Origin of the sequence: Nocardioides salarius (assembly GCF_016907435.1) — a bacterium.
In the GTDB taxonomy this organism is placed as follows: Bacteria; Actinomycetota; Actinomycetes; order Propionibacteriales; family Nocardioidaceae; genus Nocardioides; species Nocardioides salarius.
On record NZ_JAFBBZ010000001.1, the window covers coordinates 3812514 to 3832121 of the forward strand.

The following is a 19608-nucleotide window of genomic DNA, read 5'->3' on the forward strand; positions in this document are numbered from 1 at the left end:
GAGACATGACTGCAACGCTTGAAGAGACCACCCAGGCCGGCGGCGCCAGCGTGGGGCGCATCGCCCGCGTGATCGGCCCGGTCGTCGACGTGGAGTACCCCGTCGACAACATGCCCGACATCTACAACAAGCTCACCGCCGAGGTCGTCCTCAACGGTGAGACCACGGTGCTGCCCCTCGAGGTGGCCCAGCACATCGGTGACGGCATGGTCCGTGCCATCTCGCTGAAGCCGACCGACGGCCTCGTGCGCGGCGGCCAGGTCATCGACACCGGTGAGCCGATCATGGTGCCGGTCGGCGACGTGACCCTGGGTCGCGTCTTCAACGCCACCGGTGACGTGCTGAACCTCGAGGAGGGCGAGCAGCTCGCCGAGCACGAGCGCTGGGGCATCCACCGCAAGGCGCCCGCCTTCGACCAGCTCGAGTCGAAGACCCAGATGTTCGAGACCGGCATCAAGGTCATCGACCTGCTGACGCCCTACGTGCAGGGCGGCAAGATCGGCCTGTTCGGCGGCGCCGGTGTGGGCAAGACGGTGCTCATCCAGGAGATGATCGCCCGGGTGGCCAAGAACCACGGTGGTGTGTCGGTGTTCGCCGGTGTCGGTGAGCGCACCCGTGAGGGCAACGACCTCATCGTCGAGATGGAGGAGGCCGGCGTCCTCGGGCAGACCGCCCTCGTCTTCGGCCAGATGGACGAGCCGCCGGGCACCCGCCTGCGGGTGGCGCTCTCGGCGCTGACGATGGCGGAGTACTTCCGCGACGTGCAGAACCAGGACGTGCTGCTCTTCATCGACAACATCTTCCGGTTCACCCAGGCCGGCTCGGAGGTCTCGACCCTGCTGGGTCGGATGCCCTCGGCCGTGGGCTACCAGCCCAACCTGGCCGACGAGATGGGTGTGCTCCAGGAGCGGATCACCTCGACGCGAGGCAACTCGATCACCTCGATGCAGGCGATCTACGTCCCCGCGGACGACTACACCGACCCGGCGCCGGCCACCACGTTCGCCCACCTCGACGCGACCACCGAGCTGTCGCGCGAGATCGCCTCGCTGGGCATCTACCCGGCCGTGGACCCGCTGACCTCGACGTCGCGGATCCTCGACCCGCAGTACATCGGCAAGGAGCACTACGACTGCGCGATCCGCGTCAAGCAGATCCTGCAGCGCAACAAGGAGCTCCAGGACATCATCGCCATCCTCGGTGTCGACGAGCTGTCGGAGGAGGACAAGGTCATCGTGTCCCGCGCGCGCCGCATCCAGCGGTTCCTCTCGCAGAACACCTACGTGGCCAAGCAGTTCACCGGCATCGAGGGCTCGACCGTCCCGGTCGCCGACACGATCGAGGCGTTCAACAAGATCGCCGAGGGCGAGTACGACCACGTGGCCGAGCAGGCCTTCTTCATGTGCGGCGGTCTGGACGACGTCGAGAAGAAGTGGGCCGAGATCCAGAAGAACCTCTGATGGCGGACGAGGTCGGCACCGGCCTGCAGGTCGAGCTGGTCGCCGCCGACCGGACCGTGTGGTCCGGCGAGGCGTCGATGGTGATCGCGCGCACGACGGAGGGTGACCTGGGTGTGCTGCCCGGGCACGCCCCGCTGCTGTCGCTGCTCACCGAGGCCGCGGTGGAGATCAGCTCGGTCGAGGGTGTCGTGCACGCGGCGGTCGACGGCGGGTTCCTCTCCGTCGCCGGCGACCGTGTCTCGATCCTGACCGAGCACGCCCTGCTCGCCGAGGAGATCAAGATCGACGAGGCCAAGGCGGCGCTGGAGGCGGCCGAGGGCCTGCCCACCGGCGACGAGCGCGAGCTGCACCTGCGGCGCGCCCAGGCCCGGATCCGGGCGGCCGAGAAGGCGGGCTGACCCCACCTGCTGGAGTCCCGACCGTGCCGCTAGGGTGATGCCCTCAGCGCGGTCGGGACTCAGGCAGGGGGACGTGGATGCCGGTGTGGCAGTGGCTGCTCGACGCAGCCGGTGTGCTCCTGGTGCTCGTCCTCCTCTACGGCCTCGCCCTGGTCGTGCGCCGTCGTGTCATCGCTCGTGACGGCGGCACCTTCGAGCTCAGCCACCGCGTCCGGTCCGACAGGGCCGGGCGCGGTTGGCTTCTCGGGATCGGGCGCTACTCGGGCGAGCAGCTCGAGTGGTTCCGCATCTTCTCCTTGTCGCCACGGCCCAAGCGCACCTGGGAGCGCAGCGAGCTGACCTACGAGGCTCGCCGCGCGCCGGAGGGTGCCGAGCAGTCCTCGCTGTTCCCCGACCACGTGGTCATCGTGTGCCACAGCGCCACCGGGGCCGACGTCGAGCTGGCGATGGGAACGTCGTCGCTGACCGGCTTCCAGTCGTGGCTGGAGGCACGCCCCCCGGGTGCGGAGATGCCCGGCTCCCGCTGACCGACGCCGTCGGTCGAGCAGTGACGAGCACCAGCGAGGAACGTCGTCGAGACCCGGTGAGGTGCCCACGCGCCGTACGCCGGGCCATCCTGCTGAGCGCGCAGTGGTCACGAACGGCGAGTCAGCAGCACTGCGAGACGTTGTCTGTGACCACTCCGCGCAGAGCCTCCGTCCCTCGCTGCTCGACCAATGGGCAGGTGCCCACGCGCCGTACGCCGTGTGGTCGCGGGGTTTCGAGACGGTTGCTGCGCAACCTCCTCAACCAACAGGGGCGCCTTGGCTGGTTGACCGGTCAACTGGCACGATGGGCGGATGCCCCGCACCGCTGAGCGGGCCGTCGATCGGCCCGATACGACCCTGCTGCGTGCCCGCAACGCGGTGGCGCTGACCTTCGTGCTCAACGGGCTGGTCTTCGCCTCCCTCGTCTCCCGGCTGCCCGACGTGCGCGAGCGGCTGGCCCTGAGCAACGGCTCGCTGGGGCTGCTGCTGCTCGCCGTCGCGGCGGGCTCGCTGGTGGCCCTGCCCAGCACCGGCCACGTGATCAACCGGATCGGCGGCGGTGCCACCGTGCGGCTGGGGGCCGGGCTCGACACGTGCGGGCTGGGCCTGGCAGCGCTCGGGGTGAGCACCGGGTCGGTCCCGGTCACCGCGGCGGGGCTGCTGGTGCACGGCACCGGCACCGGCGTGTGGGACGTGGCCATGAACGTCGAGGCCGCCGAGGTGGAGCGGGGCCTGGCCCGCACGATCATGCCGCGCTTCCACGCCGGCTGGAGCCTGGGCTCGATGATCGGCGCGGGCCTGGGGGTGCTGGTCGTGGCCCTGGACGTGCCGCTGCTCGTCCACCTGACCGGCGTCGCCGGCCTCGCCTGGGCGCTGGCCTGGGGGAGCGCCGCGCGCTTCGCCCCCGCCCGCCCGGCGGCCGGTGGCCACGACCCGGCGCCCGGAGCCCCGGCGCGCCGTTCGGCGTGGACCGAGCCGCGCACCCTGGCGATCGGCCTGATGGTGCTCTGCTTCGCGATGGTCGAGGGCACCGCCAACGACTGGCTCTCGCTGGCCCTCATCGACGGCTACGGGGTCGAGACGTGGGTCGGGGTGTCCGGGTTCGCGCTCTTCGTGGTGGCGATGACCACCGGTCGCCTGCTGGGCCCGCTGCTGCTGGACCGCTGGGGCCGCTCCCCGGTGCTGCTGGGCTGCGCCGCCCTGGCGGGCGCCGGGACCCTGGCCACGGTGCTGGGCGGCTCGCCCGTCGTGGTCGCCGCCGGCATCCTGGCCTGGGGGCTGGGCGCCTCGCTGGGCTTCCCGGTCGGGATGAGCGCAGCCGCCGACGACCCGCAGGGCGCCGCGCTGCGCGTCTCGGTGGTCTCGACGATCGGGTACGGCGCGTTCCTCGCCGGCCCGCCGCTGCTGGGTCGGCTCGCCGACCGGGTCGGGACCCTCGAGGTGCTGCTGGTCGTCGCCGTGCTCATGCTCCCCGCGGCGCTCAGCGTCGGCGCCACGCGGGACCGCACGGCCGGCGTGGCGTCCTAGTCCTCGGTCAACGAGACGAGCATGGTGACCACGGCCTCCACGTAGGCCTCGGCGCGGTGGGGGTCGGCGGTCATCGCCTCGACCGGGACGACGAGCACGACGTGCTCGGCGGCGTCGGCGTCGGGGAAGGCGCTCAGCGTCGCCTCGTCGGTGTCGCGCACCACGACGTGCAGCTCGAGGCCGGCCACGGCGGCTCGACGGTGGTGGAACTCGGGGTCCTCGGCGAGGCGCTGCAGCGCCTCGTGCCAGTGCGGGTCGTCGGCGGGGACGCGTCCGAAGGCGGGGTCGTCGCCGAGGACCCCGTCGATCTCGGCGACCTCCTCGCCCCAGCTGGTGAGCACCCCGTCCGGCACCTGCACCGAGCGCCACTGCAGGTGGACGCCCAGCTGCTCGGCGAGGTCGCCGACGCCGTCGTGGGGCTCCTCCTCCGCGACGAGCCCGGCCACCAGGAGCCTCTCGGCCTCCTCCCAGCGCCACCGGCCGGGGTCGAGGGGGGTGTCGAGGGCGAGCTCGCGCTCGTAGGTGTCGCGCCCCGCGGCGACCACGGCCGCCGCGAGGTGCTCGGCGGTGTCGCCGGCGTGCGAGCCCGGCACCTCCCGTCGCGCCAGCAACCGGTCGACGTGGTCCTGCACCGCGTCGGCGAAGGTCTCGTGCTCACCGGGCGCCAGGGCCGCCTCCAGCCGGGGGACGGTCTCCTCGTCGGCGGTGCCGGCGAGCAGCTCGACGAGGCGCCAGAACCGGTCAGGGGTCACGACGTCGCCTCAGCGCTCGCCGCCGGGCACCCACAGCACGTCGCCGCGCTCTCGGTTGGCGTGGCGGGCCAGGATGAAGACCAGGTCGGAGAGCCGGTTGAGGTAGGTGATGGCCAGCGGGTTCATGCTCTCGCCGTGCTCGGCGTGCGCCGCCCAGGCCGAGCGCTCCGCGCGGCGTACGACCGTGCGCGCGACGTGCAGGTGGGCGCCGCCGACGGTGCCGCCGGAGAGGATGAAGGAGCGCAGCTTCTCCAGCGGCTCGTTGTAGTGGTCGCACCAGCCCTCGAGCCGGTCGACGTAGTCCTGGGTGATGCGCAGCGGCGGGTACTCCGGCTCGGCGACCACCGGGGTGCAGAAGTCGGCCCCGACGTCGAAGAGGTCGTTCTGCACGTGCACGAGCAGCTGCACGACGTCGTCCTCGAGGCCGCCCTGGGCCACGGCCAGGCCCAGGTGGGCGTTGGCCTCGTCGACGTCGGCGTAGGCCTGCAACCGGGTGTCGGTCTTCGTCGTGACGCTCATGTCGCCGAGCCGGGTCTCGCCGGCGTCGCCGGTGCGGGTGTAGATGCGCGTCAGGTTGACCATGGCTGAAGGGTAGCCACGGGTGGGTGCAGCGCCTCCGGGGCGTGCGTAGGTTCGGCGCATGGCACGCCGACTCCTCTGGCCGCTGGCGCTGGCACTGCCGGGCCTGACCCTGGCCGCCGCCGGCCTGTTCCACCCCCACGGGCTCTCGTACGACACCGCGTGGCGGTGGTTCGCGCTGCACGTGCCGGGCCTGCTGGTCTTCCCGCTGGTCGGCGTGGCCCTGGCGGTGCTGGTGCGGGGGCGCACCGATGCGGTCGCCTGGGTGGTGCGCCTGTCGGCCTACGTCTACGCCACGTTCTACACCGCGCTCGACGTGGTGAGCGGCATCGGCGCCGGCTGGGTGACCCACCAGCTCGGGCCGGGCGTGGAGCGACCGGCCGCGGTCAGCCAGATGTTCCGCATCGGCACGCCGTTGGGCGAGGTCGGCTCGTGGGCGCTGCTGGTCTGCGTGGGGGTGCTGGTCGTCGACCAGGTCGTGCGCCTGCGCGCTCCCGTGCTGGTCGGCCTGGTCGGGATGGTGCTGCTGGCGGGGGCCTGGCTGGTGCACGTCGGGCACATCTTCGCGCCCGAGGGGGTGGCCGGGATGGCCCTGCTGGGGCTCGGCACGGGTGCGCTCGCGCTGGTCGGTCGCGACACGGAGCAGAAAAGTGGCCGCACGGTGCAACCATCCGGGCCGCCGACACGTCAAGGTGTGTGAGGACGACCACGCCGAGTCGCGTTCCACCGGGGGAGCGGGGCCAGCGGGCGGGAGGGCACATGCGGATCAGCAGGGACGGAGCCACGCTGCGGCTCGAGGGCGACCTCGACGTGCGCAGCACCACCGAGGTGCGTGCCGCGGTCTACGACCACCTGGCCCGCCACGGGCACGTCGTGGTCGACCTCTCCGCGGTCTCGGGCGCCGACGTCACGGCCCTGCGGGTGCTGGCCGTGGCCAGCAGGGCGGCCGACCTGCGCGGGGGGCACCTGACCCTGCGCGGCTGCGGCCCGGCGGTGCGTCGGCTGCTGCACCTCTCGCACCTGATCCGGGTCGTCGACGTCGACCGCGCGGCCCTGGGTGTCGGATAAGCCACACCCGAGCCGGTTACCAGCGCGTAGATCCCGTTCTACCCTCTGTCCATGACGGAGAAGGACCGACCCCTGCTCGCGCGTCCTGAGAAGGACCGCCCCTGGGTGATGCGCACGTACGCCGGCCACTCGACCGCGCAGGCGTCGAACGAGCTGTACCGCAACAACCTGTCCAAGGGACAGACCGGGTTGTCGGTGGCCTTCGACCTGCCGACCCAGACCGGCTACGACCCGGACTCGGTGATGTCGACCGGCGAGGTCGGCAAGGTCGGGGTGCCGGTGCCGCACCTGGGCGAGATGCGCCACCTCTTCGCCGACATCCCCCTGACGTCGATGAACACGTCGATGACCATCAACGCCACCGCGATGTGGCTGCTGGCGATGTACCAGGTGGTGGCCGAGGAGCAGAACCCCGACCTGACGCCCGAGGAGGTCGCCGCCCAGCTGGCCGGGACCACCCAGAACGACATCATCAAGGAGTACCTCTCCCGGGGCACCTACGTGTTCCCGCCCGAGCACTCCCTGCGCCTGATCAGCGACATGATCGCCTACACCGTCCACCAGATCCCGAAGTGGAACCCGATCAACATCTGCAGCTACCACCTGCAGGAGGCCGGGGCCACGCCCACCCAGGAGCTGGCCTACGCGCTGTGCACCGCGATCGCGGTGCTCGACCAGGTCAAGGAGTCCGGCCAGGTCGCCGACGAGGACTTCGAGAAGGTCGTGGGCCGGATCAGCTTCTTCGTCAACGCCGGGGTGCGCTTCATCGAGGAGACGTGCAAGATGCGCGCCTTCGTCGAGCTGTGGGACGAGATCACCCGCGAGCGCTACGGCGTGCAGGACCCCAAGATGCGCCGCTTCCGCTACGGCGTGCAGGTCAACTCGCTCGGCCTGACCGAGGCCCAGCCCGAGAACAACGTGCAGCGCATCGTGCTCGAGATGCTCGGGGTCACGCTCTCCAAGAACGCGCGCGCCCGCGCCGTGCAGCTGCCGGCCTGGAACGAGGCCCTCGGGCTGCCGCGCCCGTGGGACCAGCAGTGGTCGCTGCGGCTGCAGCAGGTCCTGGCCTTCGAGTCCGACCTGCTCGAGTACGACGACATCTTCGACGGCTCGACCGTCATCGAGGCCAAGGTCGCCGAGCTGGTCGCCGGCGCCAAGGCCGAGATCGACCGGGTGCAGGCGATGGGTGGCGCGATCGCCGCGGTCGAGTCCGGCTACATGAAGGAGGAGCTGGTCTCGGCGCACGCCGCCCGCCGCGCGCGCATCGAGGAGGGCCAGGAGGTCATCGTCGGTGTCAACCGCTACGAGACCACCGAGCCGTCGCCGCTGACCTCCGACCTCGACGGGGCGATCATGACCGCCGACCCCCGCGCCGAGCAGTCGGCGCGTGACTCGGTCGAGGCCTGGAAGGCCCAGCGCGACGAGCAGGAGGTCGCCGCAGCCCTGGCCGCGCTGGCCGAGGCCGCCCAGGGCGACGAGAACCTGATGGGGCCCACCCTGGCCGCCGCCCGCGCGGGGGCGACCACCGGTGAGTGGGCCGGCACGCTGCGCGAGGTGTTCGGCGAGTTCCGGGCCCCGACCGGCGTCTCCGGCGCCGTGGGCGTGGCCGAGGCCGGCACCGAGCTGACCGCCGTGCGGGAGCGTGTGCGGGCCACCGGCGACGAGCTCGGCGGCCGGCTGCGCCTGCTGGTCGGCAAGCCGGGCCTCGACGGCCACTCCAACGGCGCCGAGCAGGTCGCCGTGCGCGCCCGCGACGCCGGCTTCGAGGTCGTCTACCAGGGCATCCGCCTGACCCCGCAGCAGATCGTCTCCGCGGCCGTGGCCGAGGACGTGCACTGCGTGGGGCTCTCGATCCTGTCGGGCTCGCACATGGAGCTGGTGCCCGCCATCCTGGCGGGGCTGCGCGAGGCCGGCGCCGGGGACATCCCGGTCATCGTCGGCGGGATCATCCCCGACTCCGACGCCCGCCGGCTCGCCGAGCTGGGTGTCGGCGCGGTCTACACGCCCAAGGACTTCGGGCTGACCGAGATCATGGGCGGCATCGTCGACGTCATCCGCGCGGCCAACGACCTGGACTGACGCGGTGGAACGGCAGGTAAGCCTCACCTAACCCCGTGCTACCGTGAGCGGCATGGGCAAGGGCAAGGGCGCCAAGCACGGCTCCAAGAAGAGCGGCAAGGGCTCGACGGTGGTCAAGCTGCCGAAGACCGAGTGCTGCGAGTCGCGCAGCAAGTGCGGTCGCTGTCCCCTGCGGATGCTCAAGGAGGGCACCCTGCCCTCCGGCTACACCGTCAAGAAGCGCAAGCTCGTGCGCCTCGACGGCTCGAAGGTGACCAAGAAGCAGCTGGCCGCCTCGGCCTGAGGGCCACCAGCCCCGCCAGACCACCGGAGGAACCCGTGCCCGCACCGCGCTTCGTCGAGCAGCTCAACGCCCAGATCGGCAACGAGCTGGCCGCGCACCAGCAGTACCTGGCCTGCGCCGTTCACTACGACGCCGAGACGATGCCGCAGATGGCGGCGTTCTTCTACGCCCAGGCGCTCGAGGAGCGCGACCACGCCATGATGATGGTGCAGTACCTGCTCGACACCGACTCGGCCGTGGTGATCCCCGGGGTCCCCGCGCCGCTCTCCTCCTTCGACGACGTCGTGGGCCCGGTCGCCCTGGCCCTGGAGCAGGAGCGCCAGGTCGCCGAGCAGATCTACGACCTGGTGCGTACCGCCCGCGAGGAGCAGGACTTCGCCTCCGAGCAGTTCCTGCAGTGGTTCATCAAGGAGCAGGTCGAGGAGATCGCCACGATGTCGGACCTGCTGGCCGTGGTGCGCCGCAACCTCGACGACGTCGAGGACATCGAGGAGTACGTCGCGCGCGAGCAGGACTCCGGGCTCGACGACCCGACCGCACCCCGGGTCGCCGGCGCGTAGGCGCGGACCCGGCCGTCCCCGTCCGGAGTGCCTAGCCGCGCTCGCCGAGCGCGGCCAGGAAGGCCAGCACCTCGCGACGCACCTGCGGGGCCCGGCGCTCGAGGGGGAGCGCGCTGGCCGTGCCGCGGAAGGTGCGGGTGCGCACGGACTCGCTGGAGCGGAAGCGACCGGCCTGCTGCTCGGCGGCGCCCGCGCGGGTGCGCGCGTCCTGGTCGCCGTACAGCAGCAGGGCCGGGGCCTCGATGTCGCCGGTGCCCAGGGTCAGGGCCGTCACCATGCTGGCGAGGCTCAGCACGTCGCCGCACGGCACGTCGTTGCGCAGTCGGGCGGCGCGGCGCTGCACCTGCGCGGGGGCGGAGCCGAAGAGGAGCGAGCGGAAGTCGGCGCGGCTCTCCCCGTAGCGGGCGTAGTCGGCGCTCAGGCAGGTGGTGCCCTGGCGGGCGGACTCGGCGAGCGCACGCTGCGAGAACTGGTTGTCGGTCCACGACATCAGGACCAGCCCCTCGACGTCGTCGAAGGTGGAGGCCTCGAGCTGGGCGACGGCGGCGCCGGTGCCGTGCCCGTGGACGACCACGTGGCCGGCGTGCGGGGTCGTGGTCCCGACGTCACCGGTGAAGCGGTACTGGCCCGACCTCAGGTGCTGGACCACCTGGTGCAGCATCGTGGCCTGGGCGCCCAGGCAGGTGTCGCGCCCCGAGCCCAGCCGGTTCTCGTCGTAGCCGAGCCGGGTGAGCACCAGCGAGGTCTCGCCGCGGCGGGCCAGCTGGCGGGCGTAGTCGTAGCGGCGCGGCGAGCCCGCGCCCCAGAACCAGCCGCCGGTGCCGGCGTCGTGGACGAGCAGGTTGATGCGCCGCGCGCCGGCCCGGCCCAGCACCTGCTGGCGCGGGCCGACGAGCCGGGCGCGCACGACGTAGTCCTCGCCGTCGGGCAGGCAGAGCAGGTCGGTGTCGTTGGTGTTGACCAGGTCGAAGGCCACCTCGCGCGAGATCACCGTGGGCCGGGCGCCTTCGGCGCTGGCCTGGCCGGCCAGGGCCCCGAGCAGGGCGCCGCTGAGCGCTCCCACGACGAGACCGACGAGAAGGGTGCGCAGGGTCCGGGTCATGGTGTTGAACGTATGTCAACAAGGCCCGCGTTCACAGACCGTCGGTATGTGACGTGTGTGACGTCCGTCGAGGCGGCTGCGGCGCGACGGGCGCGGTGCCAGACTCTGGGCCATGAGCAGGGTCGTGGTGGTCGGTGCCGGTGTCGTGGGGCTCAGCTGTGCGGTGCGGCTGCTCGAGGCGGGTCACCGGGTCGACGTCGTCGCCCGTGACCTGCCGCTCGAGACGACGAGCGCGGTGGCCGCGGCCATCTGGTATCCCTACCGGGCGCTGCCGCAGGACCGGGTCACGGCGTGGTCGGCGACCTGCTTCACCGAGCTGGCCCGCCTGGCCGAGGTGCCGGGCACGGGGGTGCGCCTCCAGGAGGGCTCCGAGCTGCTCCGGCTGCCGGCGCCCGACCCGTGGTGGCGCTCGGCGGTGCCCGACCTGACCAGGGTCGCATCGCCCCCGGAGGGGTACGCCGACGGCTGGTCGTTCGTGGCCCCGGTGGTCGAGATGCCGGTCTACCTGCGCTGGCTGCTGGGGCGGGTCGAGGAGCTCGGCGGCACGGTCTCGCGGCTCAACCTGTCGGCGCTTCCCGTGCCCGGGCGGGCCTCCGGGCTGGACCTGGTGGTCTCCTGCGTGGGCATCGGCGCGCGGCTGCTCGGCGCCGACCCGAGCGTGGTGCCGGTGCGGGGGCAGGTGGTGCGCCTGGCCCAGGTCGGGCTCGAGCGGTGGGTGCTCGACGGCGAGGGACCGACGTACGTGGTGCCGCGCGAGCACGACGTCGTGGTCGGCGGGACCGCGCAGGAGGGGGAGTGGAGCCGCACGCCCGACCCGCGGACCGCCGAGCAGGTCCTGGCCCGCGCGACGCGGCTGGTGCCGCAGCTGGAGGGGGCGCGGGTGCTGGCGCACCGGGTCGGGCTGCGCCCGGCCCGGCCCTCGGTGCGCCTGGAGCGGGTGGGCGACGTCGTGCACTGCTACGGGCACGGCGGCGCCGGGGTCACCCTGAGCTGGGGCTGCGCCGACGAGGTCGCCTCGCTGGTGGGCTGAGGCCCTCAGGTCCGGGCGCGTCGCCGGCCCAGGACCCGCGCCACGACGACGCCCAGCGCGGCACCGGCGACGGCGCCCACCAGGACGCCCCACCCCCCGAGGGTCTCGTCGAGGAGCAGCGCGCCGACGGCGGCCAGGACGACCACGAGCACGCCGAGCAGTGCGGCTCGCACCAGCTCGCGCAGGAACAGGCTGCTGAAGGACGTGGCGGCGAGGGCCTCGGGCACCGGCACGGCGCGCAGCACCGCCGCGGGCTCGATGGGTCCGTAGACGTGCGGGAAGGTCTCGGCGCCGCCGGCGAGGGCCGGCTCCTCCACCACCCGGCTGCGCAGGCGGTCGGTGTCGATCTCGAGCAGCACCAGCGGCTCGTCGGCGTCCGCGTAGTAGCGCGCGTGCACGTCGCGCCACTGCTCGGCACGGGCGGCGTGGACGAAGCCCTCCTGCTCGAGCGTGCGCCAACGCGTGGAGGTGGTGTAGGCCCCGCTGGCCAGCGCCGCGCTCCAGTCCGCCGCCGTGGCTATGTGGAAGATCAGCACGCCCCGACCCTACGGGCCCCGGGCGTCGCAGGGGGTCTCAGAACAGGCGAGCCTCGGCGTCGTCCATGCCGCGCAGCGCGTCGTAGTCGACGACCGCGCACGAGATGCCGCGGTCGGTGGCCAGCACCCGCGCCTGCGGCTTGATCGCCTGGGCGGCGAAGATGCCGCGCACCGGCGCGAGCAGCGGGTCGCGGTTGAGCAGCTCGAGGTAGCGGGTCAGCTGCTCGACGCCGTCGATCTCGCCGCGGCGCTTGATCTCGACCGCCACCGAGCGGCCCTCGCCGTCGCGGCACATCAGGTCGACCGGGCCGATCGCGGTGGGGTACTCGCGGCGCACGAGCACCAGGCCCTCGGCCAGCGTGGCCGGGTGCTCGGCCAGCAGCTCCTGCAGGTGCTTCTCGACGCCGTCCTTGACCAGGCCCGGGTCGACGCCCAGCTCGTGGGAGGAGTCGCTGTGCACCTCCTCGAGCAGGATCCGCAGGCTGTCGCCGGTCTTGGTGGAGGTGACCACCCACTCGGCGGTGCCGTGCTCGTCGTGGCCCTCGGCCAGCGTGCACGGCGGCGACATCCAGTTCAGCGGCTTGTAGGAGCCGCCGTCGGAGTGCACCAGCACCGACCCGTCGGCCTTGATCATCAGCACCCGGGTCGCCATCGGCAGGTGCGCGGTGAGCCGACCGGCGTAGTCGACCTGGCAGCGGGCAACGACGAGTCTCACGGGGCCGGAATCTACCTCCCGACGACATCCGGGGCGGTCCCGGGCGGTGTGGGTGATTGCGCTCACAGGTCTGGTCGGGTTGAGTAAACGTCCATGACGACCATGCTGATCCCGCTCGCAGCGGAGTCCGACGGTTTCCTGGGCGGTGTGGAAGAGGCGATCAACAACGCCTTCGAGCCGATCGCGACCGCCGTGACGGATGTGATCTTCTGGCAGGTCCCCCTGGGGGACTACTCCTTCCCCCTCATCGTGTTCTGGCTCGTCGCCGCGGCCACGATCTTCACGATCTACTTCCGGGGCATCCAGTTCACCTCGCTGAAGACCGCCAAGGACCTCGTCCTGGGCAAGTACTCCCGGGCCAGCGACCCCGGCGAGGTCACCCACTTCGCTGCGCTGTCGTCCGCGGTCTCGGGCACGGTCGGGCTCGGCAACATCGCCGGTGTCGCGGTCGCGGTCACCGTCGGTGGTCCGGGCGCGACGCTGTGGATGATCCTGGCCGGTCTGCTCGGCATGTGCACGAAGTTCGTGGAGTGCACGCTCGGGGTGCGCTACCGCGAGGTGCACGAGGACGGCACCGTCACCGGCGGCCCCTTCAAGTACCTGCCGGTGGCCTTCGAGCGCTTCGGTGCGACGGCCAGCAAGATCGGCGTGAGCATCTTCGCCGTCGCCCTGATCCTCTTCGGCGCCCTGGGCGGCAACGCCTTCCAGTCCAACCAGACCTACGCCCAGGCGGTCGAGATCACCGGTGGCGAGGACGGCTGGCTGGCCTCCGACGACGCCGCGCTGATCTTCGGCATCGTCCTGGCCTCGCTGGTCGGGCTGGTCATCCTGGGCGGCGTGCGCTCCATCGCCCGGGTCACCTCCAAGCTGGTGCCGCTGATGGGCATCCTCTACATCGGCGCCTGCCTGCTGGTGATCTTCGGCAACGTCACGCAGATCCCCGACGCGGTCGGCACGATCGTCTCCAGCGCGTTCAACCCCGAGGGTGTCACCGGTGGTGCGCTCGGTGTGCTCATCGTGGGCTTCCAGCGTGCGGCCTTCTCCAACGAGGCCGGCGTCGGCTCGGCGCCGATCGTGCACTCGGCGGTCAAGACCAAGCACCCGGTCTCCGAGGGCTTCGTGGCGATGCTCGAGCCCTTCATCGACACCGTCGTCGTCTGCTCGGCGACCGCGCTGACCATCGTCATCGCCGACGTGCCGCTCTACAACGACCTGCTCGACCGGGCCGCTGCCGGCGAGTCGGTCACCAGCGACACCGGCGTGGTGCTGACCTCGCGCTCCTTCGACTCCTTCCTGCCCGGCTTCGACAACGTGCTCGCCGTCGCCGTGGCGCTGTTCGCCTTCTCGACGCTGATCACCTGGAGCTACTACACGCTCAAGGCCTGGACCACGCTGGTGGGGCGCAGCAAGGGCAAGGAGAACGCCTTCAAGCTCATCTTCTGCGTCTTCACCGCGCTGGGTGCGGTCGTCAACCTCGGCTCGGTGCTGAGCTTCGCCGACGGCATGCTCTTCGTCTGCGCGATCTTCAACCTGCTCGGCTGCTACCTGCTGCTGCCGAAGGTCAAGGAGGAGGTCCGCAAGTGGCGCGAGGGTCGCGCGAGCGGCGAGATCACCGAGGTCCCCCGCGACGAGCGAGCGACCACCTGAGCGGCTCGGGCCCGGTCCTGCGTGCCGCCCGCCCCTCCGACCTGCGCCACCTGGCGTCGGTGGAGGAGGCGGGCGGTGCGCTGTTCCGCGAGCACCTCGACCACCTGCCGCCGGCCCTGACCGGCCCGGCCCCGACGGGTGGGGAGCGCGCGGACCAGCCCGGGCACCTGCTGGTGGCGGTCGTGGACGGCGAGGTGGTCGGCTTCGCCCACGTCGTGCTGCTCGACGACGGCCACGAGACCAGGGCGCACCTCGAGCAGGTCTCCGTGCTGCCGGCCCACGGGCGGCGCGGCACCGGTGCCCGACTGGTGCAGGCCGCGGCGGAGGAGGCGCGGTGGGACGGGTTCGGCGAGCTGAGCCTGTGCACCTACCGCGACGTGCCTTGGAACGCGCCGTTCTACGCGCGGCTGGGCTTCGAGGTGGTGCAGCCGGTCGGCGTCCTGGCCGAGCTGCGGGCCCGGGAGCAGGAGCGGGGCCTCGACGAGGCGGGGGAGCGGGTCGTGATGCGACTGGTGCTGCGCCGCCAGGAGTGAGTGTGGCGGGCATCACGTTACTCGCGAGTGAACTACGCCACGGTGCGACGGCCCTCCGCGTGCCATGATGCGGGCCATGACGACCTCCCCTGAGACCGCCGCCACACCCGCCGCCTCCCGCGAGTTCACGACCATCGGGGTCGTGGGCCTCGGCACGATGGGCGCCGGGATCGCCGAGGTCTTCGCCCGCCACGGCTTCGACGTCGTGGGTGTCGAGCTCGACGACGAGGGCGCGGCTCGCGGCCGCCGCCACCTCGAGGCGTCGACCGGGCGCGCGGTCGCGCGCGGCAAGCTCACCGAGGAGGAGGCCGCCGAGCTGGTCGGGCGGATCCGGACCACCACCTCGCTCGGCGACCTGGCCGGCGCCGACCTGGTCATCGAGGCCGTCGTCGAGTCGGTCGCGACCAAGCAGCAGATCTTCCGCGAGCTCGACTCGATCGTCGACGCGAGCACGATCCTGGCGACCAACACCTCGTCGCTCTCGGTGACCGAGCTGTCGACCGCCACGTCCCACCCCGGTCGCGTCGTGGGCATCCACTTCTTCAACCCGGCCCCGGTCCAGCAGCTCGTCGAGGTGGTGCGCACGGTCGTCACCGACCCGGTGGTGCTGGCCGACGTTCAGGCCGTGCTGGGCCGCCTGGGCAAGAGCCCGGTGGTGTGCGGCGACAAGGCGGGGTTCATCGCCAACACGCTGCTCTTCGGCTACCTCAACCACGCCGCGTCGATGTTCGAGGGCAAGTACGCCTCGCGCGAGGACATCGACGCCGCGATGCGCTTCGGCTGCGGCTACCCGATGGGCCCGCTGGCGCTGCTCGACCTGATCGGTCTCGACACGGCGTACGAGATCCTCGAGACGATGTACCGCCAGGGCCGCGACCGGCTGCACGCGCCCACGCCGATCCTCAAGCAGATGGTCACCGCGGGCCTGCTGGGCCGCAAGACCGGCCGCGGTTTCTACACCTACGAGGCGCCCGACAGCCCGACCGTGGTGCCCGACGCGGCGACCCCGTCGGCCGACGACGCACCGCAGCTCAAGCACGACATCCGCACCGTCGGCGTCGTCGGCACCGGCACCATGGCCGCCGGCATCGTCGAGGTCTTCGCCAAGGCGGGCCACGACGTGGTGTGCGTGGGGCGCGCCGAGTCGAAGGTCGAGGGCGTGCGCGCGGCGATCACCAGGAACTTCGACAAGCAGATCCAGCGCGGCCGGGCCACCGAGGAGCAGAAGAGCGAGGTGCTGGCGCGCGTCAGCGGCACCACCAGCCTCGACGACCTCGCGCAGGTCGACCTGGTCGTCGAGGCGATCGCCGAGGACCTGGCGATCAAGACCACGCTCTTCGAGAACCTCGACGAGATCTGCCGGCCCGGCGCCATCCTGGCCACGACCACCTCGTCGCTGCCGATCATCGAGATGGCCCGGGTGACCTCGCGTCCCCAGGACGTCGTCGGGATGCACTTCTTCAACCCCGCCACGATCATGAAGCTGGTCGAGGTGGTCTCGACCGTGGCCACCGACGACGACGTCGCGGAGACCACGCGGGCGCTGTGCGCCAAGATCGGGAAGGTCGCGGTCTCCTGCGCCGACCGTGCCGGGTTCATCGTCAACGCGCTGCTCTTCCCCTACCTCAACGACGCGGTGAAGATGCTCGAGGCGCACTACGCGACCGCCGACGACATCGACACCGCCATGAAGCAGGGCTGTGCGCTGCCGATGGGTCCCTTCGAGCTGCTCGACGTGGTGGGCAACGACGTGTCGCTGGCCATCCAGCGCGAGCTCTACCTGGAGTTCCGGGAGCCCGGCTTCGCGCCCGCGCCGCTGCTGGAGCACCTGGTGACGGCCGGCTACCTGGGTCGCAAGACCAAGCGCGGCTTCCGCGACTACAGCAGCCGCTGAGGCCCGCCCGCCCGCGGTGGGGGTCCGTAGGATGACGGCATGCCCGACCTGCTGATCGTCCTGCTGGCCCTCGCCGCCGGCGGCGGCCTGCTGCTGTGGGTGACCCAGGCGGGCCGGCGGCGTGCGGAGCAGGCGCGGCAGGCCGAGCTGGCGCCGGTGCGCCAGCTCGTCTTCGAGGATGTCACCGCGCTGGGCACCGAACTGCAGGACCTCGACGCCGAGATGCTGGGGCACACGCTGGACGCGGGGGCCAACGCCGACTACCAGCGCGCCCTCGACGCCTACGAGGCCGCGAAGGCGGCCGGCGAGGCGATCACCAGCCCGGACCAGGTCGAGGACGTCACGAGGATCATCGAGGACGGGCGCTACGCCGTCGCGTGCGTGCAGGCCCGCGTGCACGGCGAACCGCTGCCGACGCGGCGACCACCGTGCTTCTTCGACCCGCGCCACGGCCTGTCCACCACCGACGTGCCGTTCACCCCGTCCGGCGGCGCCCGCCGCGAGGTGCCCGCCTGCGCGTTGGACGCCGAGCGGGTGCGGGCGGGGGCCGAGCCCGACGCACGCCAGGTGATGGTCGGGACCCGGCGAGTGCCCTACTGGCAGGGCGGTCGCGCCTACCAGCCCTACGCGCAGGGCTACTACGGCGCCTTCACGCCCATGGACTGGATGTTCGCGGGCCTGCTCTTCAGCGGGATGGGCGGCTTCGACGCCCTCGGCGGGATCGGCGAGGGCATCGGTGAGGGGCTGGGCGGGATCGGCGAGGGCTTCGGGGACCTCTTCGACTTCTAGGCCGGCTGGGCCAGGCCGTCCACCGCGCCGAGCAGCGCGGAGGTGCTGAACGGCTTGCCGAGCACCTGGTCGATGCCGGCGGCCCGCGCCGTGGCGTGGTCGGGGAGCGCGGTGACCATCAGCAGCGGGAGGTCGGGTCGCTGCAGGTCGCCCCGGATGGCCGCGCACAGGCCGAGGCCGTCGAGCCGCGGCATGTTCCAGTCCAGCACCACGATGTCGTAGTCGCTGGTGCCCAGGAGCGCGAGCGCCTCCACGCCGTCGCCGGCGGTGTCGACCTCGTGACCGCCCTGGCGCGAGAGCACCAGCGCCATCAGCATCGACAGGTCCGGATCGTCGTCGACGACGAGCACGCGCATCAGGGCCTCCTTCTCGTTCGGGGCCAGTGTGGCACCCGCAGGCTCCGGATGGCGGGATTCGCCGACGCCGACGCCGACGCCGACGTCGACGTCGACGGGAGGCGGGCGGCGAGCGGAGCTCAGGCCGTGTCGCTCTGGCGCGCCCGGTAGGCGGCGACGGCGTTGCGGTTGCCGCAGGTGGTCGAGCAGAAGCGCCGCGACCGGTTGCGCGAGAGGTCCAGGACGATGCCGTCGCAGTCGTCGTCGGCGCACACGCCCAGGCGCGACATCTCGTCGGTGCGGATGACGTCGATCATCGCCATGGCCGTCTCGACGCTCATGCGGGTGACGAGGTCGGCGTCGGGGTCGCAGGCGTGGATGTGCCAGTCGTAGCCCTCGTGGCGCACCAGGCGGGGCACGGCTCCGGCCTCGGCGAGCATGGTGTTGACCAGCTCGACGGCGTCGTCGCGCTCGGCCAGCATCAGCCCGCGCAGGACCGGGCGCAGCGCGCGCACCTCGTCGAGCTCGTCGAGCGTCTGCTCGTGCCGCCCGCTGTACTGGTGGGTGCTGTAGAACTCGTCGAGCTCCCCGACGGTCGTCAGCGTGTCCGGCTCGAGGGCGGTGTTGGCCAGGGTCACGGCGGCCTGGAGGGACATCTCGGTGTCATGAGCGAAAACCACATTGACACGTTACCAAACCCCCTCTAGCGTCATGACCCATGACGACGTTGACCCATGACGCCCCGGTGCCCGCCGCCGCGACGTCCCGCCTGGGGGCCGGCCTGGCCTTCGCCCTGGTCTCGGCCCTCTCCTTCGGGCTCTCGGGCGCCCTGGCCCGGGGCCTGCTCGACACCGGGTGGAGCCCGGGCGCGACCGTGCTGATCAGGGTCGCCATCGCCGCGGTCGTCGTGCTGCCGCTCGGACTGGTCTCGCTGCGGGGACGGTGGGGGCTGCTGCGGCGCAACATCGGCCTGGTGGTGACCTACGGCGTGCTGGCGGTGGCCGGAGCGCAGTTCTGCTACTTCTCGGCCGTGCAGTACATGCAGGTCGGGCCGGCGCTCCTCATCGAGTACACCGCCCCGGCCGCGGTGGTCGTGTGGCTGTGGCTGCGCCACGGCCAGCGGCCCAGCGCCGTCACCCTGGTCGGCGCCGCGCTGGCCGCCGCGGGCCTGGTGCTGGTGCTCGACGTGGTCTCGGGGGCCGACATCAGCCTGCCGGGCGTGGCCTGGGGCCTGGGCGCCATGGTGGGCGCGGCGACGTACTTCGTGATCTCCGCCGACGAGGACAACGGGCTGCCGCCCTTCGCACTGGCGGCGGGCGGGCTGGTGGTCGGGTCGCTGGTGCTGGCCGGGCTGGGCCTGTCCGGGCTGATGCCGATGACGGCCGGCACCGCCCCGGCGACGTACGCCGTCGGCGAGGTCGCCTGGTGGGTGCCGGTGCTGCTGCTGGGCCTGGTCACCGCGGGGCTGTCCTACACGAGCGGGATCGCGGCCGGGCGGCGCCTCGGCTCGCGCCTGGCCTCCTTCGTCGCGCTGACCGAGGTGTTGGCGGCCGTGGTCTTCGCGTGGGTGCTGCTCGACGAGCTGCCGCGCCTGGTCCAGCTGCTCGGGGGCGTGCTGGTGCTCGCGGGCGTGGTCGTGGTCAAGCTGGGGGAGTCGCGCGTGGTGCGCACCGAGCCCGTCGTCACCTGAGCCTCCCGGGCGGTCCGTCGGGACGGCTCTCCCGATTCGTCGATCGTTCGATCAACGGGATGGGCCGTTGGTCGAACGATCGACGAACTCGCAGACGGCTCTCT

General features: G+C 72.2%; 22 protein-coding genes. 15 read left to right on the forward strand and 7 right to left on the reverse strand.

From position 1 onward, the window contains the following. Positions 1 to 5 precede the first annotated feature (5 nt). From atpD to JOE61_RS18375, 4 genes are all read left to right on the forward strand, one after another. Complete coding sequence (gene atpD, locus JOE61_RS18360) at positions 6 to 1460, forward strand: F0F1 ATP synthase subunit beta (protein ID WP_193667496.1); 1455 nt, start codon at positions 6 to 8, stop codon at positions 1458 to 1460. Beyond that, the gene (locus JOE61_RS18365) at positions 1460 to 1858 is read left to right on the forward strand and encodes a F0F1 ATP synthase subunit epsilon (RefSeq protein WP_193667495.1); all 399 of its coding nucleotides are present in this window, start codon (positions 1460 to 1462) and stop codon (positions 1856 to 1858) included. Before atpD ends, JOE61_RS18365 begins: the two co-directional genes overlap by 1 nt. Positions 1859 to 1935: 77 nt before the next feature. Further along, a complete protein-coding gene (locus JOE61_RS18370; RefSeq protein WP_193667494.1) occupies positions 1936 to 2385 on the forward strand; it encodes a DUF2550 domain-containing protein in 450 nt (149 codons plus the stop codon). A 312-nt stretch (positions 2386 to 2697) separates the two neighbouring features. Continuing rightward, positions 2698 to 3912 carry an MFS transporter gene (locus tag JOE61_RS18375; protein ID WP_193667493.1) on the forward strand — a complete coding sequence of 405 codons (1215 nt, stop codon included), beginning with the start codon at positions 2698 to 2700 and terminating at the stop codon, positions 3910 to 3912. On the opposite strand, the gene JOE61_RS18380 is transcribed toward JOE61_RS18375, so the two are convergent. After that, positions 3909 to 4664 carry a hypothetical protein gene (locus JOE61_RS18380; protein ID WP_193667492.1) on the reverse strand — a complete coding sequence of 252 codons (756 nt, stop codon included), beginning with the start codon at positions 4662 to 4664 and terminating at the stop codon, positions 3909 to 3911. The two genes, JOE61_RS18375 and JOE61_RS18380, sit on opposite strands and share 4 nt — an antisense overlap. 9 nt (positions 4665 to 4673) lie before the next feature. Next, positions 4674 to 5246: a cob(I)yrinic acid a,c-diamide adenosyltransferase gene (locus tag JOE61_RS18385; RefSeq protein WP_193667491.1), complete on the reverse strand. Its 573-nt coding sequence runs from the start codon at positions 5244 to 5246 to the stop codon at positions 4674 to 4676. Between the two features lie 58 nt (positions 5247 to 5304). On the opposite strand from JOE61_RS18385, the gene JOE61_RS18390 reads away from it, so the two are divergent. From JOE61_RS18390 to JOE61_RS18410, 5 genes are read left to right on the forward strand one after another with little or no spacing between them, the layout of a single operon-like run. Beyond that, entirely contained in the window at positions 5305 to 5943 is a 639-nt protein-coding gene (locus JOE61_RS18390) for a hypothetical protein (protein ID WP_193667490.1), read from the forward strand. A gap of 59 nt (positions 5944 to 6002) precedes the next feature. After that, complete coding sequence (locus JOE61_RS18395; protein ID WP_193667489.1) at positions 6003 to 6311, forward strand: STAS domain-containing protein; 309 nt, start codon at positions 6003 to 6005, stop codon at positions 6309 to 6311. Between the two features lie 51 nt (positions 6312 to 6362). Beyond that, entirely contained in the window at positions 6363 to 8390 is a 2028-nt protein-coding gene (locus JOE61_RS18400; protein WP_193667488.1) for an ethylmalonyl-CoA mutase, read from the forward strand. 52 nt (positions 8391 to 8442) lie between these two features. Further along, complete coding sequence (locus JOE61_RS18405; RefSeq protein ID WP_193667718.1) at positions 8443 to 8673, forward strand: hypothetical protein; 231 nt, start codon at positions 8443 to 8445, stop codon at positions 8671 to 8673. 35 nt (positions 8674 to 8708) lie between these two features. Further along, entirely contained in the window at positions 8709 to 9233 is a 525-nt protein-coding gene (locus JOE61_RS18410) for a ferritin (protein WP_193667487.1), read from the forward strand. Positions 9234 to 9264: 31 nt separating this feature from the next. Here the strand turns inward: JOE61_RS18410 and JOE61_RS18415 are convergent, their stop codons facing one another. After that, positions 9265 to 10335 carry an alpha/beta fold hydrolase gene (locus JOE61_RS18415; protein WP_193667486.1) on the reverse strand — a complete coding sequence of 357 codons (1071 nt, stop codon included), beginning with the start codon at positions 10333 to 10335 and terminating at the stop codon, positions 9265 to 9267. Between the two features lie 112 nt (positions 10336 to 10447). On the opposite strand from JOE61_RS18415, the gene JOE61_RS18420 reads away from it, so the two are divergent. Then, on the forward strand, positions 10448 to 11365 hold the full coding sequence (locus JOE61_RS18420) for an FAD-dependent oxidoreductase (protein ID WP_193667485.1): 918 nt from the start codon (positions 10448 to 10450) through the stop codon (positions 11363 to 11365). Positions 11366 to 11370: 5 nt separating this feature from the next. Here JOE61_RS18420 and JOE61_RS18425 read toward each other — a convergent pair whose 3' ends face one another. Next, complete coding sequence (locus JOE61_RS18425) at positions 11371 to 11901, reverse strand: DUF952 domain-containing protein (RefSeq protein WP_204797310.1); 531 nt, start codon at positions 11899 to 11901, stop codon at positions 11371 to 11373. A gap of 37 nt (positions 11902 to 11938) precedes the next feature. Continuing rightward, a complete protein-coding gene (nucS, locus tag JOE61_RS18430; protein WP_193667484.1) occupies positions 11939 to 12616 on the reverse strand; it encodes an endonuclease NucS in 678 nt (225 codons plus the stop codon). A gap of 93 nt (positions 12617 to 12709) precedes the next feature. On the opposite strand from nucS, the gene JOE61_RS18435 reads away from it, so the two are divergent. The 4 genes from JOE61_RS18435 (at position 12710) to JOE61_RS18450 (ending at position 17479) form a co-directional block, all read left to right on the forward strand. After that, a complete protein-coding gene (locus JOE61_RS18435; protein ID WP_193667483.1) occupies positions 12710 to 14263 on the forward strand; it encodes an alanine/glycine:cation symporter family protein in 1554 nt (517 codons plus the stop codon). Continuing rightward, positions 14197 to 14796, forward strand: a complete 600-nt coding sequence (locus tag JOE61_RS21860) for a GNAT family N-acetyltransferase (RefSeq protein ID WP_204797311.1) — start codon at positions 14197 to 14199, stop codon at positions 14794 to 14796. Before JOE61_RS18435 ends, JOE61_RS21860 begins: the two co-directional genes overlap by 67 nt. 76 nt (positions 14797 to 14872) lie before the next feature. Continuing rightward, positions 14873 to 16690 (forward strand): 3-hydroxyacyl-CoA dehydrogenase family protein, encoded by a 1818-nt coding sequence (locus JOE61_RS18445; RefSeq protein ID WP_227491274.1) that lies wholly within the window; start codon positions 14873 to 14875, stop codon positions 16688 to 16690. Between the two features lie 39 nt (positions 16691 to 16729). Beyond that, positions 16730 to 17479 carry a hypothetical protein gene (locus JOE61_RS18450; RefSeq protein ID WP_193667481.1) on the forward strand — a complete coding sequence of 250 codons (750 nt, stop codon included), beginning with the start codon at positions 16730 to 16732 and terminating at the stop codon, positions 17477 to 17479. On the opposite strand, the gene JOE61_RS18455 is transcribed toward JOE61_RS18450, so the two are convergent. Continuing rightward, entirely contained in the window at positions 17476 to 17835 is a 360-nt protein-coding gene (locus JOE61_RS18455) for a response regulator (RefSeq protein WP_193667480.1), read from the reverse strand. The genes JOE61_RS18450 and JOE61_RS18455 overlap by 4 nt on opposite strands. 119 nt (positions 17836 to 17954) lie before the next feature. Continuing rightward, positions 17955 to 18470 (reverse strand): CGNR zinc finger domain-containing protein, encoded by a 516-nt coding sequence (locus tag JOE61_RS18460; RefSeq protein WP_227491273.1) that lies wholly within the window; start codon positions 18468 to 18470, stop codon positions 17955 to 17957. A gap of 62 nt (positions 18471 to 18532) precedes the next feature. Here JOE61_RS18460 and JOE61_RS18465 point away from each other — a divergent pair, with 62 nt between their 5' ends. Beyond that, complete coding sequence (locus JOE61_RS18465) at positions 18533 to 19504, forward strand: EamA family transporter (RefSeq protein WP_193667478.1); 972 nt, start codon at positions 18533 to 18535, stop codon at positions 19502 to 19504. The last annotated feature ends 104 nt before the right edge of the window (positions 19505 to 19608 follow it).